The organism is Kitasatospora sp. NPDC094019, from assembly GCF_044764505.1.
GTDB lineage: Bacteria > Actinomycetota > Actinomycetes > Streptomycetales > Streptomycetaceae > Kitasatospora.
This window is the reverse complement of the sequence record NZ_JBIWIF010000016.1, coordinates 160790-174586: the sequence shown is the minus strand read 5'-3', so window position 1 is coordinate 174586 and position 13797 is coordinate 160790. Positions and strand designations below refer to the sequence as shown.

Annotated in this window: 11 protein-coding genes; 7 read left to right on the top strand and 4 right to left on the bottom strand. The window is 73.7% G+C overall.

What is annotated here, in order from left to right:
- Positions 1–11: 11 nt before the first annotated feature.
- Positions 12–296, bottom strand: coding sequence for a hypothetical protein (locus ACIQ9P_RS30025; RefSeq protein ID WP_030396260.1), 285 nt, complete (start codon positions 294–296; stop codon positions 12–14).
- A 210-nt stretch (positions 297–506) separates the two neighbouring features.
- Here ACIQ9P_RS30025 and asnB point away from each other — a divergent pair, with 210 nt between their 5' ends.
- Together asnB and ACIQ9P_RS30015 are read left to right on the top strand one after the other, a co-directional pair.
- Positions 507–2357, top strand: coding sequence for an asparagine synthase (glutamine-hydrolyzing) (gene asnB / locus ACIQ9P_RS30020; protein ID WP_402362937.1), 1851 nt, complete (start codon positions 507–509; stop codon positions 2355–2357).
- 198 nt (positions 2358–2555) lie between these two features.
- The gene (locus ACIQ9P_RS30015; RefSeq protein ID WP_402362934.1) at positions 2556–3698 is read left to right on the top strand and encodes a hypothetical protein; all 1143 of its coding nucleotides are present in this window, start codon (positions 2556–2558) and stop codon (positions 3696–3698) included.
- A gap of 199 nt (positions 3699–3897) precedes the next feature.
- Here ACIQ9P_RS30015 and ACIQ9P_RS30010 read toward each other — a convergent pair whose 3' ends face one another.
- On the bottom strand, positions 3898–5070 hold the full coding sequence (locus tag ACIQ9P_RS30010; RefSeq protein WP_402362931.1) for a hypothetical protein: 1173 nt from the start codon (positions 5068–5070) through the stop codon (positions 3898–3900).
- A 420-nt stretch (positions 5071–5490) separates the two neighbouring features.
- Between ACIQ9P_RS30010 and ACIQ9P_RS30005 the strand changes: the two genes are divergently transcribed.
- From ACIQ9P_RS30005 to ACIQ9P_RS29985, 5 genes are all read left to right on the top strand, one after another.
- The gene (locus ACIQ9P_RS30005) at positions 5491–6918 is read left to right on the top strand and encodes a pyridoxal phosphate-dependent decarboxylase family protein (RefSeq protein ID WP_402362928.1); all 1428 of its coding nucleotides are present in this window, start codon (positions 5491–5493) and stop codon (positions 6916–6918) included.
- Between the two features lie 89 nt (positions 6919–7007).
- Positions 7008–8420, top strand: a complete 1413-nt coding sequence (locus ACIQ9P_RS30000; RefSeq protein ID WP_402362925.1) for a GNAT family N-acetyltransferase — start codon at positions 7008–7010, stop codon at positions 8418–8420.
- A 403-nt stretch (positions 8421–8823) separates the two neighbouring features.
- On the top strand, positions 8824–10086 hold the full coding sequence (locus ACIQ9P_RS29995; protein ID WP_093859229.1) for a MurT ligase domain-containing protein: 1263 nt from the start codon (positions 8824–8826) through the stop codon (positions 10084–10086).
- 64 nt (positions 10087–10150) lie between these two features.
- Positions 10151–10879 (top strand): glutamine amidotransferase, encoded by a 729-nt coding sequence (locus ACIQ9P_RS29990; RefSeq protein WP_328953519.1) that lies wholly within the window; start codon positions 10151–10153, stop codon positions 10877–10879.
- A gap of 366 nt (positions 10880–11245) precedes the next feature.
- The gene (locus ACIQ9P_RS29985; RefSeq protein ID WP_402362921.1) at positions 11246–12271 is read left to right on the top strand and encodes a 6-phosphofructokinase; all 1026 of its coding nucleotides are present in this window, start codon (positions 11246–11248) and stop codon (positions 12269–12271) included.
- Between the two features lie 116 nt (positions 12272–12387).
- On the opposite strand, the gene ACIQ9P_RS29980 is transcribed toward ACIQ9P_RS29985, so the two are convergent.
- Both ACIQ9P_RS29980 and ACIQ9P_RS29975 read right to left on the bottom strand, forming a co-directional pair.
- Positions 12388–13215, bottom strand: a complete 828-nt coding sequence (locus ACIQ9P_RS29980; RefSeq protein ID WP_402362918.1) for a tyrosinase family protein — start codon at positions 13213–13215, stop codon at positions 12388–12390.
- A gap of 53 nt (positions 13216–13268) precedes the next feature.
- Positions 13269–13691, bottom strand: a complete 423-nt coding sequence (locus ACIQ9P_RS29975; RefSeq protein ID WP_402362916.1) for a tyrosinase cofactor — start codon at positions 13689–13691, stop codon at positions 13269–13271.
- Positions 13692–13797: the final 106 nt, after the last annotated feature.

Sequence of the window (13797 nt, the reverse complement as noted above, 5' to 3'; positions counted from 1 at the left end):
GCCGCGGCCGGTCAGCCGTAGACGATCCGGCGCAGCTGACGGGCCGAGAGCTCCGGGGCCGCGACCCGGCGGGCGGGCAGCTCCTCGGCGAGCCGGGCGAAGATCTTCTCGTTGGTCAGGCCGCGCGCCTGAAGCTCGCCGTGACGGCGGCGGACGTACTCCTCCGTGGTCTCGGAGAAGTACGCCAGCACCTCCGCCACCACCCGCGCCGCCTCCCGGGGCCCGAGCGGGCTGGTCCGGGTGAGGTGGGCGAGGAGGTCTTCGTGAGGGTGCGAGGAACCGGTCGAGCTGGACACAGTCAGTGACTCTAGGCGCCCTTCCCGGAAGAGATCAAAGATCCTGCCCGAAATCGGGCAGGATTCTGCGGCATCCGGCCCAGCCCCAGGGTCTTGTCCGCACCGGGGCCACCACGTAGCGTGATGGCCTGCTCACACACCGGGGGGAACACGGGGTGATGAGGGGGGCGGGAGCATCGGAAGAGTGTCGGAAGAACCGGAGGCTTGCTGATGTGCGGGATCACCGGATGGGTCGCCTACGACCGCGACCTGACCCTCGAACGCGCCGTGCTCGACGCCATGACGGCCACCCAGCTCTGCCGCGGCCCGGACGACGGCGGGGCCCGGCTGGAACGCCACGCCGCCCTCGGCCACCGGCGCCTCGCCGTACTCGACCCCGAGGGCGGCGCCCAGCCGATGACGGCCGAGCACGACGGCCGGCTGCTGGCCGCCCTCAGCTACAACGGCGAGATCTACAACCACCACGAACTGCGCGCCCAGCTGGTCGCGGCCGGACACCGCTTCCGCACCCGCGGCGACACCGAGGTGGTCCTGCGCGGCTACCTGGAGTGGGGCGAGCACGTCGCCGAGCGGCTCAACGGCATGTTCGCCTTCGCCGTCTGGGACGCCCGAACCGAGGAACTGCTGCTGGTCCGCGACCGGATGGGCGTCAAGCCACTGCACTACCACCCCACCCCGGACGGCGTGGTCTTCGGCTCGGAGCCCAAGGCGCTGTTCGCCCACCCCGCGGTGCGCCCGGTGGTCGACCTGGACGGGCTGCGCGAGCTGATCACGATGACCCGCACCCCCGGCCTCACCCCGTACCGGGGCATCGCCGAGGTCCGGCCCGGCCACCTGGTGCGGGTGCGGCGCGGCGGCGTCTCGGTCCACCGCTACTGGGCGCTGGAGGCGCGCCCGCACACCCAGGACCTCCCCAGCACGATCACCACCGTCCGGGCCCTGCTGGAGGAGATCGTCCACCGCCAACTGGAGGCGGACGTGCCGCTCTGCTCACTGCTCTCCGGCGGCCTCGACTCCAGCGCGGTCACCGCCCTGGCCGCCCGCAGCCTGGCCGCGACCGGCGACGGGCCGGTCCGCTCCTTCGCGGTCGACTTCACCGGGCAGAGCGAGCACTTCCACCCGGACGCGGTGCGCACCACCCCGGACCGGCCGTACGCGGAGCTGCTGGCCCGGCACGTGGGCGCCGACCACCGGGTGATCGAGCTGGACAGCGCCGCCCTCACCGAACCGGCGCAGCGGCTCGCCACCCTGCGTGCCCGGGACCTGCCGGGCGGAGTCGGCGACATGGACACCTCGCTGCTGCTGCTCTTCCGCGGGGTGCGCCGGCACTCGACGGTCGCCCTGTCCGGCGAGTCCGCGGACGAGCTTTTCGGCGGCTACCGCTGGTTCCACGACCCGAAGGCCCTCGACGTCGACGACTTCCCGTGGGCGGCCGCGCTCAACGGCTTCGGCGGCGCCGGCAGCGGCCCGCGCGAGCAGTTGCTGGGCCGGGGACTGCTCGCCAAGCTCGACCTGCCCGGCTACCGGCGCGCCCGGTACCGGGAGGCGCTCACCGAGGTGCCGCACCTGCCGGACACCGACCCGTTCGAACGGCGGATGCGGGAGATGTCCTACCTCAACCTGACCCGCTTCGTCCGGATCCTGCTGGACCGCAAGGACCGGATGAGCATGGCCAACGGGCTGGAGGTGCGGGTGCCGTTCTGCGACCACCGACTGGTGCAGTACGTCTTCAACACGCCGTGGACGATGAAGTACTTCGACGGCCGGGAGAAGAGCCTGCTGCGCGCCGCCGTCCGGGACATGCTGCCGCCCGCGATCGCCGACCGGATGAAGAGCCCGTACCCGGTCGTCCAGGACCCGCGCTACCCGGAGCTGCTGCGCCGGGAACTCGCCGCGCTGGCGGCAGACCCCGGCTCCCCGGCCCTCGCCCTGCTCGACCGCCGCGCGCTCGCCGACGCGCTCGCCCCGGACACCGACCCGCAGTCGGTCCGGCTGGCGGCCGATCTGGCCCTGGACCTGGACGCCTGGCTGACGGAGTACCAGGTGTCGCTGGAGCTCTGACCCGGGCGCCCCGGGTGGCGCGCCGTTGCGCCACCCGGGGGAGGGTGACCCGCCGCCAACCCGCCTCGTTGACCGGGCGGGACGTGCGATAGCGTCGCCGACACCTCCCGAATGGCGGCCGAAAACACGGAATCCGAGACCCGTGCCGTCAGGATGGGGAACGTCCCGTCCGTCTCGATCCGCCGGGGGATCTCCGTCATGCAACCGCGAGCCTTCGCGATCCTCACCGCCCTGCTGCTCGGGGTGCTGGGCCTGGGGTCGGTGGCCGTCACCGACTGGACGCCCCAGCAGGCCGCCGACCGGGCGGCCGCCGTCGCGACCGCCACCGGGCCCGGTGGCGCCACCGGGCCGGCCGGCGCCGCGCCCACCGGCACCGGGCAGCCGGCCGCCTCGGCCACCGCGACCGGGGACCCGGCGGTGTGGACCCGCTCGACGCTGCGCAACAAGCTGATGGCCGAGATGGACGCCAGCGACCCCGGCGTCGCCCTGGCCGACCTCGACCGGATCACCAAGCAGCTGCCGTACACCGTCCGGTTCTGCCACCCGATCGCCCACGAGCTCGGGCACGCGGCGGTCAAGCGGTTCAACGCCGATTTCCAGAAGGTCATCTCCTTCCCGCACGAGACCTGCGCGGCCGGCTATCTGCACGGCGCGGTGGAGGAGATGCTCAACGCCTCCGCCCAGCCGGAGACCGACCTGGTCAAGCTCTGCGCGCCGAAGAACACCGGCCCGTGCATCCACGGCGTCGGCCACGGCACCATGTTCGTCGCCAAGCAGGACGTCGCCAAGGCGCGCGACCTGTGCAACAAGTTCACCACCGACCAGAACCGGATCCGCTGCTCCGAGGGCCTGTTCATGCAGCTCTTCGGCCCGGACGAGGAGGACGAGAAGGCCAAGGCCAACCTCCCCGCCGACAAGCTCGCCCAGGACCCGCTGTACCCGTGCAAGGACCAGCCGGCGCTGTTCCAGTCCGCCTGCTTCTTCTACGCGCCGACCTTCTACCTCTCCTCGCACGACTACCCGAACCACCCCGAGGTGTACGCCGAGGCGCTGAAGTGGTGCCTCAACGGCAAAGCCTCCGGCGGGGCGGTCGACTGCAGCCGGGGCGTCGGCTCGCGCACCATGAAGTACAACCTGGACCGCGAGGACTGGGCCGCCCAGCAGTGCGCCACCGCCGCGGACGGCTGGCAGCGCAAGGCGTGCGCGGAGGGCCTGGTCAGCTACTACACGGTCAACTACACGGAGGCGGGCGCGGCCGGCCGGCTCTGCGCCAAGTTCACCGACAAGGAGATGCAGGGCTACTGCCGCTCCGCCGGCGGGCTCTCGGCCTCCCTCGACTGAGGAGGTGCGGCGCGTACGGCACGGTGTCCGCGGGCGGCCCGCGCGGGAACTCCGACGGCCGCCCGCTCGCGGACGGATTCCGCACCGGCGGCGGGACGGCAGGGTCCGGCGGCCCCACCGCCGTGGCGGGGCCGCCGGACCGGGTGCGACCGTACGGCCGGGGCCGTGCGGTCAGGGCACTGCGGTCAGGGCACTGCGGTCAGAGCCGGGTGGTCATCACCATCGGCTGCGGAAGTCGCTGCTTCTCGTAGTTGTAGGCGCCGGTGACGGTCACCTCACGGCCGCTGGTGGACACCTTCCAGGACCAGTACGCCGTGCCCGCGCCGGACTCCGGGAAGTCCAGCGAGGTCGCCCGCGAGCCCGTCACCCGCAGCGCGTACGCGTCCTCGCCGCCGCCCGAGACCCGGCCCACCGTCACGATGCCGTCCGGCGAGGAGGCGGCGCCGCTCACCGCGCCCGCGCCCTCGGGAGCCTCGACCCGGGTCCAGGCGCGACCGTCCCAGTGCATGAGCAACGCGTGGCCGCGGTCCTTCTCGTCCAGCACCACGCGCCCGACCGCCCACACGTCGCGCGGCCCCTTCACCACGACATCGTTGAACTCGCCGTACAGGCCGCCGAAGGCCGGCACCGGCACGACGCTCCAGCCGCGCCCGTCGAAGTGCAGGGCGACCGGCCGGTCGTCCTCGGCGTAGCCGTTGCCGACCGCCCAGACGTCGTCGGGGCCGGCCGCGGCGATCGCGCTGAGGCCCCAGCTCTGGTACGGCGCGGGCAGTTCGACCTGCCGCCAGGAGCGGCCGTTCCAGTGCTGGACGATGCCCACGTGGCTGTCGGCCCCCTGGCTCCAGCCCGCCGCCCAGGCATCGTTCGGCGTCAGCGCGGCGATTCCCAGCAGGCCGCCGCCGCCCGAGTCGGCGGGCATCGGAGCCGGCTCGATCTGCCAGGAGCGGCCGTTCCAGTGCTGGGTCATGACCGGCCCACCACCCCGGCCGGAGTCACCGACCAGCCAGCCGTCGCGGGCCGAGGTCGCCGCGACGGCGTTGACCCGCTCGGTCCCGCCGGGAGCGGTCGGCACTTCGGTCCACTTCCCGTCGCGGCGGTCGTCGCGGGCATAGAGCACGGGGTCGAACCCGACGCTCCCGTCGCCGCCCGGGACGACCCGGAAGCCGGCCGCCCAGGTGGTGCGGGCCTCGGGACGGGTTGAGCCGGTCAGCACGGTGTCGCCACCGGGCAGTTTGGCCGCCGTCCAGCGCGCCGCCCCCGCGGCGGGCGATGGTTCCGGAGCGGCCGAGGCGGTGGCGGGCAGGACCCCGCACGCGAGGAGCGCGGCGAGCGCGCCTGTCAACGACAGTCGGATGCGTGTTCCGACAGCCATGTCGTACCTCCAGACCCGGGGCGCGGTGCCCCGATGCCCGGATGACGCCCGTCCCTCCGCCGGAGGTTGCCCGCCCGGTCCCGGGAATTCGGCGCGTGCGAAGTTCTTCTGAGGACATGTCAGTTCGGTTGTCCCGCAGGCGCTCCGGGCAAATGCCACCCCGTTCGCAACGCCGTCGCCGTTCGGAGCGCCGTCGCCGTTCGCCCGGCGCCGGACGATCGGGCGATCGCTCGCGCCACCTGGGCCACCACCGGCGCATCACCGCTCGCGGTCGACCGATCACCCGGACCTCTCGGGCGCCGGGCCGTCCCGGATGACGGGCCCGCGCCGCACGGCGCGGGCCCGTTTCCGTAGGATCGCGGCGTTCGGGTGCGCCGAGGACGCCGCGCCACCGGGCCCCGCACCACCTGGAGCCACCGCATGACCTCCGACGACTTCCGCGCCGCCGCGCACACCGCCGCCGACCTGGCCGCCGACCACCTCGCCGGGCTGACCGCCCGGCCGGTCTGGCAGCCGATGGACGACGCCGCCCGGCGCACCCTGCTGGACGCCACCCTGCCCGCCACCGGCCGTCCGCTGGACGAGCTGCTGGCCACCGTCGGCCGGGACGTGCTGCCGTACCCGATGGGCAACGGCCACCCCCGCTTCTTCGGCTGGGTGAACTCCGCACCCGCTCCGGCCGGCGTGCTCGCCGCCCTGGCCGCCGCCGCGATGAACCCCAGCTCGGCCGGCGGCGACCACGCGGACGTCCACCTGGAGCGGGCCGTGGTCCGCTGGATCGCCGAACTGGTCGGCTTCCCGCACCCGCCCGGCGGCGGGCTGCTCACCTCCGGCACCTCGATGGCGACCATCGTCTGCCTCGCCGCCGCCCGCGACCGGGCCGCGCGCGCCGCCGGGTGGGACGTCCGCGAGGACGGCCTGGCCGGGATGCCGCCGCTGGTCGGCTACGTCACCGGCGAGACCCACTCCTGCGTCCGCAAGGCCGCCGAGCTGCTCGGCCTCGGCAGCAAGCACCTGCGCACCGTCGCCGCCGGCCCGGACGGCCGACTCGACCCGGCCGCGCTGCGCGCCGCGATCGCCCGCGACCGGGCCGCCGGACTGCTGCCGTTCCTGGTCGTGGCCTCGGCCGGCACCGTCGGCACCGGCGCGGTCGACGCCTTCGACCCGATCGCCGACCTGTGCGCCGAGGAGCGGCTCTGGCTGCACGTCGACGGCGCCTACGGGGCTTTCGGCGTCCTGGACCCGGAGATCGCCCACCGCTACGCCGGGCTGGCGCGCGCCGACTCGCTCGCCCTCGACCCGCACAAGTGGCTCGGCGTCCCGGTCGACTGCGGCTGCGCGCTGGTCCGCGACCCCGCCGAGCTGCGCGCCGCGTTCAGCCTCGTCCCCTCCTACCTGCGCGACGAGGCGGCCGGCGAGCTCGGCTGGTTCTCCGAGTACGGCACCGAGCAGACCCGCCCGTTCCGCGCCCTCAAGGTGTGGGCGACCATCGCCCACCGGGGCCGCGACGGCCTGGCCGCCGACATCGCCCGGACCACCGCCCTGGCCCGCCGACTCGGTGAACTCATCACCGCCGACCCGGAGTTGGAACTCCTCGCCGAGGTCCAGACCTCCATCGTGGCGTTCCGGCTGCGCCCGGCCGGCCCGACCGACGACACCGCCCTGGACGCCCTCAACCGCGAGCTCCCCGCCGCCGTCCAGCGCCGCGGCCGCGCCTTCCTCACCGGCGCCCGCCTCGGCGACCGCGAGATGCTCCGCGCCTGCCTCCTCAACCCCGCCACCACCGAGGCCGACCTCGTCGTCCTCCTCGACGAGGTGAAGGCGGCCGGGCGCGAGCACACCGGGTGACCGGCCGCGGTGATCGAGTCACAGCACCATTAACCGCGGGGTCACGGAGGATTCGTGATCGTGAAACACGGAAGCGGCAGATTGATGGCATGGAGCACACGGAGCAGCTGACGCCCCCGACCGATCCGACCACGACCCCGTCCCGTGCCCAGCGTCGCGGCCTCCGCGGCCACCGCTGGCGGCGCGACGCGGTGGAGCTCTCCGCCGTCTTCCTCTCGGTGACCGCCGCCGACCTGGTGGCCAAGCTCGTGGTGCACGGGCCGGACGGGCCGGTGCTGCTCGCCGCGTCCGCCGCCGCCCTGCTCGCCACCGCGCTGTTCCACACCTGGTGGGCACACCGCCACCAGCTGCACGGCCCCCCGGCTCCGGACGCGCCCGCGCCGCCGGGGGCGCCGGGCGCCGAGGCACTGCGGGGGCCGCTGCACGACTTCGAGGGCAGCACACTGTGGCGGATCCGCACCACCGTGCAGGACTCCCCCGGCAGCCTGGCCCGGGTCTGCTCGGCCCTCGCCGAGCGGCAGGTGAACATCGTCTCGATGCAGTCCCACCCGCTGCCGACCGGCGCCGTGGACGAGTTCTTCGTCCGCGCGCCGCGCCCGCTCACCCGGGCCGACCTGACCGCGCTGGTGGCCGGGGCCGGCGGGGACGACATCTGGACCGGCCCGGCCGACGCCCACGACCTGGTGGACGTGCCCACCCATGTCCTGGCCCTCGCCACCCGGACGGCGCTGGACGCCGCGGAGCTGCCGGTCGCCCTGCGCCGGCTCTTCGGGCAGTGCAGCATCCGGCAGTACCCGGGGGCGGCCGCGCGCGGCACCGCCGGGGTGGACGGCCATGTGATGCGGCTGCCCGTCCCCTCCGGCGACCTGATCGAGCTCACCCGCCCGCAGCTGCCGTTCACCCCGACCGAGTTCGCCCGGGCGCAGGCCCTGGTCGAGCTGGACACCCTGCTCGGCCCCCGGGTGCCGGACGTCCGGGCCCGGCCGAGCGTGCCGGCCGGCGCCGAGCTGACCGTGCGGCGGGCGGACGCGGACGACAAGGCGGCCGCCCTGGCGATGCACCACCGCTGCTCCCCCGAGACCCTGCGCAAGCGCTACCACGGGCCGGTCCGGGACGCCGACCGCTACCTGGACCACCTGCTGGACGCCCGGCACGGGCAGGCGCTGGCGGTGGAGGCGGCGGACGGGCGGATCGTCGCCCTCGGACACCTGATGTGGGACGACGAGGGCGCCGAGGTGGCGGTGCTGGTCGAGGACGCCTGGCAGCGGCACGGGCTGGGCCTGGACCTGATGCGGCGGATGTCGGCGCTGGCCCTGGAGGCCGGGGTGGAGACGGTGTACGCGGTCACCCAGTCCTCCAACACCGGACTGATCGCGACCATGCGCCGGCTGGCGGCGCCGCTGGACTACCAGGTGGAGGAGGGCACCCTGGTGATCACCGCCCATCTGGCGGAGGCCACCGAGGAGCTCCCGGTCCCCTGGCAGACCCGTCCGGGCCGCTGAGAACGGGGCGGCCCCAGGGGCCGCCGGTCGGCCCGATCGAGCGGTACCGGTGAACAGAACGAACAGGTCCGGTAATCATCCGGTCATTTCTTCACCACACCCTCACCAAGAACCCCACCGGCCCCGGGCCGGGCGGCCCCCGCGCCGCCCGGCCCGGGGCGCGCGCGGAACCGCCGCACCCCGCTCACGCGTCCCCGACGGGGAACGGCCCGTCCGTACACCGCCGATCCTGACCCCGTGTCAGGGACTTCCGGACCGCCGCTTCCGGGGCGTCGCAGCAGGCGGCACGGGGTCCGGGGCGTCGAGCCCGGCGGCGGAGTCGGTAGGCTGATCCCGTCCCCGCCGCCCGACGGCCCGTAGTCCGGCCCCCGGGCGGTGCCGCAGCAAGGAGGAACCACTGAGCATGGCAGGCACCGAATCGGAGCCCACAGGCGCACGCGACGCCTCGCTGCCGGCGCGCGCGAAGATCGCGGTGACCGCCGGCAAGGTGGCCGCCGCCGTGTCCCGCAAGGCCGGTCGCGGCAGCGGCTCGGTGATCGGCGGCAAGGTCGCGCTCAGGCTCGACCCCGACCTGCTCGCCACCCTCGCCGACCACCTGGACGTGGTGCTGGTCAGCGCCACCAACGGCAAGACCACCACCACCCGCCTGATCGCCGAGGCGCTTCGCGCCGCCGGCCCGGTGGTCTCCAACGCCCTGGGCGCCAACATGCCGGCCGGCATCACCTCCGCCCTGGCCGGCGGCTCGGAGGCCCGCTTCGGCGTGATCGAGGTCGACGAGAAGTACCTGGCCGGCGTCGCCCGCGACACCCGCCCCAAGGCGATCGCCCTGCTCAACCTCTCCCGCGACCAGCTCGACCGCGCCGCCGAGACCCGGATGATGGCCGAGAAGTGGCGCGAGGGCCTCCAGGACACCGAGGCCGTGGTGATCGCCAACGCCGACGACCCGCTGGTGACCTGGGCCGCCTCCTCCTGCAAGAAGGTGGTCTGGGTGGCCGCCGGACAGGCGTGGAAGGAGGACGCCTGGTCCTGCCCCGCCTGCGGCGGTGTGATGCAGCGCCCCGGCGACGACTGGTTCTGCCAGGAGTGCGGTTTCCGGCGCCCCAACCCGCACTGGGCGCTCCAGGGCACCCACGTGATCGACCCGCAGCGCGGCGCCTGGCCGATCCAGCTCCAGCTGCCCGGCCGGGCCAACCTGGCCAACGCCACCAGCTCGGCCGCCGTGGCCGCCGTGTTCGGCGTCTCCCCGCAGGTCGCCCTGGAGCGGATGCGCGGCGTCACCGCCGTCGCCGGCCGCTACGACGTGGTGCAGTACCAGGGCCGTGACATAAGGCTGCTGCTGGCCAAGAACCCGGCCGGCTGGCTGGAGACCTTCTCGCTGATCGACGGCCCGCCCACCCCGGTGGTGCTCTCGGTCAACGCGCTCGACGCGGACGGCACCGACACCTCCTGGCTGTGGGACGTCGACTACGAGCGGCTGGCCGGGCACCCGGTCTTCGTGCTGGGCCAGCGGAAGCTGGACCTCGCGGTGCGCCTGGAGGTCGCCGGGCTGCAGTTCCACGTCGTGGACTCGCTGGAGCAGGCCGTCCGGATGGCCCCGCCCGGCCGGATCGAGGCGATCGCCAACTACACCGCCTTCCAGCAGCTGCGGAAGGTCGTGGCCGGCTGATGCCGGAGCGGCACCCGCAGCCCCCAGCAGCCCACCGCACGTACGTCATGGAAGGTCTTCGAGGATGAGTGAGAGCAGCCTGCGCGTGGTCTGGGTCTACCCCGACCTGCTCAGCACCTACGGCGACCGGGGCAATGCCCTGGTCGTGGAGCGCCGGGCCCGCCAGCGCCACCTCAACGTCACCCGGATCGACGTCCGCTCCGACCAGTCGGTGCCCACCAGCGGGGACATCTACCTGATCGGCGGCGGTGAGGACCGCCCCCAGCGGCTGGCCGCCGAGCGGCTGCGCAACGACACCGGGCTGGTGCGGGCGGCCGAGAACGGCGCGATCATCTTCGCGGTCTGCGCCGGCTACCAGATCCTCGGCCACGAGTTCGTCAACGACCTCGGCCAGCGCGAGCCGGGCCTCGGCCTGCTGGACGTGTGGACCACCCGCGGCGAGGGCGAGCGCTGCGTCGGCGACGTGCTGGCCGACGTGGACCCGCAGCTCGGCCTGCCGCAGCTGACCGGGTTCGAGAACCACCAGGGCGTGACCCACCTCGGCCAGGGCGTCAAGCCGCTGGCCCGGGTCACCGCCGGCCGGGGCAACGGCACCGGCGACGGCACCGAGGGCGCGTGGCGGGACACCGTCTTCGGGACCTACCTGCACGGCCCGGTGATGGCGCGCAACCCCGCCGTCGCCGACATGCTGCTCAAGCTGGCGCTGGACGTGAACGCCCTGCCGCCCGCCGACACCACCTGGTACGACGCGCTGCGCGCCGAGCGCATCGCCGCCACGACGCGCCCCGCCTAGTACCCCCCGGTCCGTCCGCCCGGTGCCCGCGATGCGGTCATGGGCTCCCCGGACGGGCCGGGACGTACGACAATGGGGCTGCCCCGTTCCGGGGCTGCCGGCTGCACACCCTCCTCGGCAGCAGGCTGTATTTCCACGCGGGGCGTCGACGACGCCGCTCCCGCGTCGGCTCCTGCCCGGCCGGACGCAGGCGCCGTATGCTCGACTCCACGGCCGGTTTCGGATGTTCTGTCCGAGTCGGCCGGTCCTTCACCCGACGGTCACCTCCGCGCCCACCCGGCGCGGGTAGGTCCGGTCGTGGTGGCGGTCCGTCGTCCCAGCCTGTAGTCCGGCCGTTCCTCGGTTCTGCTCGGGAGTTGCAAAGCAATGCGTATTGGAGTGCTGACCAGCGGCGGTGACTGCCCCGGCCTGAACGCGGTGATCCGGTCCGTGGTCCACCGGGGGGTGGTCGACCACGGCGACGAGATCATCGGGTTCGAGGACGGCTGGCGCGGTTTCCTGGAAGGGCACCACCGGCCCCTGACCCTCGACTCGGTGAGCGGCATCCTGGCCCAGGGTGGCACCATCCTCGGGTCCTCCCGGGTCCAGCCCAGCCATCTGCGCGACGGCGTCGAGCGCGCCAAGAAGTACTGCGCGGACCTCGGCCTGGACGCGGTGATCCCGATCGGCGGCGAGGGCACCCTCAAGGCCGCCAAGCTGATGAGCGACGCGGGTCTGCCGATCGTCGGCGTGCCGAAGACCATCGACAACGACATCGCGTGCACCGACGTCACCTTCGGCTTCGACACCGCCGTCTCGGTGGCCACCGAGGCGCTGGACCGGCTGAAGACCACGGCCGAGTCGCACCAGCGCGTGATGGTGGTCGAGGTCATGGGCCGCCACACGGGCTGGATCGCCCTCAACGCGGGCATGGCCGCCGGCGCGCACGCGATCGTCGTGCCGGAGCGCCCGTTCCACATCGAGAAGCTCACCGCCGTCGTCCGGGAGCGCTTCGACCGCCAGAAGAAGTTCGCCATCGTGGTCTGCGCCGAGGGCGCCAAGCCCGAGCCCGGCACCATGCACTGGGAGGAGGGCACCAGGGACATCTACGGGCACGAGCGCTTCACCGGCATCGCCACCCAGCTCTCCGGCGAGCTGGAGCACCGCCTCGGCAAGGAGGCCCGCCCGGTGATCCTCGGCCACACCCAGCGCGGCGGCACCCCGACCGCCTACGACCGGGTGCTCGCCACCCGCTTCGGCTGGCACGCCGTCGAAGCCGTCCACAAGGGCGCCTTCGGGCACATCACCGCTCTGCAGGGCACCGACATCAGCCTGGTGCCGCTGGCCGAGGCGGTGGCCGAGCTGAAGACCGTGCCGGCCGACCGCTACCAGGAGGCCGAGACGGTCATCTGACCGCCCGACCCCGTGACGTCCGGTGCCCCGGCCCCCGAGAGCGCGAGTCTCGGGGGCCGGGGCCGTTCGCGGCGGCTGCCCCGCCGGGAGCGCGACCGGACCCGCGGACCGGCCGATCAGAAACCGGTGTCGTAGGTGTACTTGCCGCTGTGGTCGAGCAGGTCCGCCGGGGAGACCGTGTTCCACGGCTTCATCCGGTCGTTGAGGTCGATCACGTCGGGCGTGCCGGCCGTCGGCAGGTAGGTCCGGCCCGGGTTGCGCTTCTGCCACTCGGACCAGAGCTTGTCGACGAAGCAGTGGTGCAGCCAGAACACCGGGTCGTTGGGCGACATGCCGGTGGCCATCTGGCCGCCCACCCAGACGTGCACCCGGTTGTGCAGGTTGACCCCGCGCCACCCCTCCAGGTTGTTGCGGAAGCCGGCCGAGGAACTGTTCCACGGCGCGGCGTCGTAGGTGGTGATGGCGAGCACCGACTCGGTGTCGGTCCGGCTGGGCAGCTGGGCCACCCCGGTGCCGAGCTGGCGGCGCAGATAGGTGCGGCTGTCGGTGTTGACGTTGAGCCGCCAGTTGCCGCCGGAGAAGGCGAACGGGCCGGTGGTCACCTGGCCGTCGCTGCTGCGGCCGTTGCCGCCCATGAAGTCGGCGCCCCAGATGCCGGCGGTGGCCGTGCGGTCGGCGGTCCAGTCCCAGTACGGGAGGTTGACGCTCGGATCGACGGCCTGCAGCGCCGCCTCGAACTCCAGCAGGTACTGGCGGTGCCAGGGCAGGAAGGAGGGCGAGCGGTGCCCGGTGCGCTCGCCGTTGTCGACGTCGCTGAGGATGAACTGGTTGTGCGTGGTGACGAACGGGTCGTAGCCGCCGTTGGCCTTGAGCGCCAGCACGGCGTTGACGAACGCGCGCTTCTCCTGGGCCGTCAGGTTCGCCTGGTTCTTGCGGACTCCCATGTGAGTCCCCCCTCTGGTGGTGGTGGTCGGTCGCGGTGGGCGAGTGGCCGGAATCAGACGGTGACGACCGGGACGAGCGTCGCGCCCTGGAGGTCGTTGACGGCGGCCCGGGCGAGCGAGCGCGGCGTCGCGAAGGTCTGGTAGTGGTTCACGACGCTGATCCAGGTGCCGTCGGCGTTGCGCATCATGTGCAGCTCGTCGCCGTCGATCGTCACCCGGTAGCCGGTGCCCCCACCGGTGCCGGTGCCGCCGCCGTGGTGGTGACTCCCCCCGTCGACCGGGCGGCCCTGGATCCGGCGGCCCTGGAAGACCTCGTCGAAGGTGTCGGACGCGCCCGGGTCGGCGGCGGTGGCGGCCCCGCCGCCGGGGCCCGCGAGACCGATCACGACGGTGCCGGTGGCGACGGTCAGGGCGGCCGCGGCCCCCTGGAGCATGCGTCGGCGCGTCAGCTCCGTGGCATGGGTGTCCTCGGACATGGTGATACCCCCTCAAGTGCCCGGGACTGTGGTTCGGGCACTGTTCACGAACGGTTGGTTAACCGTTAAACGAAGGCGATTCCTTGATCGAATCGCTCATTTCGAT

Coding starts and splice junctions, on each gene's coding strand:
- ACIQ9P_RS29975 (WP_402362916.1), bottom strand. CDS start 13,691: ATGTCCGAGGACACCCATGCCACGGAGCTGACGCGCCGACGCATGCTC.
- ACIQ9P_RS29995 (WP_093859229.1), top strand. CDS start 8,824: ATGGCAGGCACCGAATCGGAGCCCACAGGCGCACGCGACGCCTCGCTG.
- ACIQ9P_RS29980 (WP_402362918.1), bottom strand. CDS start 13,215: ATGGGAGTCCGCAAGAACCAGGCGAACCTGACGGCCCAGGAGAAGCGC.
- ACIQ9P_RS30015 (WP_402362934.1), top strand. CDS start 2,556: ATGCAACCGCGAGCCTTCGCGATCCTCACCGCCCTGCTGCTCGGGGTG.
- ACIQ9P_RS29985 (WP_402362921.1), top strand. CDS start 11,246: ATGCGTATTGGAGTGCTGACCAGCGGCGGTGACTGCCCCGGCCTGAAC.
- ACIQ9P_RS30005 (WP_402362928.1), top strand. CDS start 5,491: ATGACCTCCGACGACTTCCGCGCCGCCGCGCACACCGCCGCCGACCTG.
- ACIQ9P_RS30010 (WP_402362931.1), bottom strand. CDS start 5,070: ATGGCTGTCGGAACACGCATCCGACTGTCGTTGACAGGCGCGCTCGCC.
- asnB (WP_402362937.1), top strand. CDS start 507: ATGTGCGGGATCACCGGATGGGTCGCCTACGACCGCGACCTGACCCTC.
- ACIQ9P_RS30000 (WP_402362925.1), top strand. CDS start 7,008: ATGGAGCACACGGAGCAGCTGACGCCCCCGACCGATCCGACCACGACC.
- ACIQ9P_RS29990 (WP_328953519.1), top strand. CDS start 10,151: ATGAGTGAGAGCAGCCTGCGCGTGGTCTGGGTCTACCCCGACCTGCTC.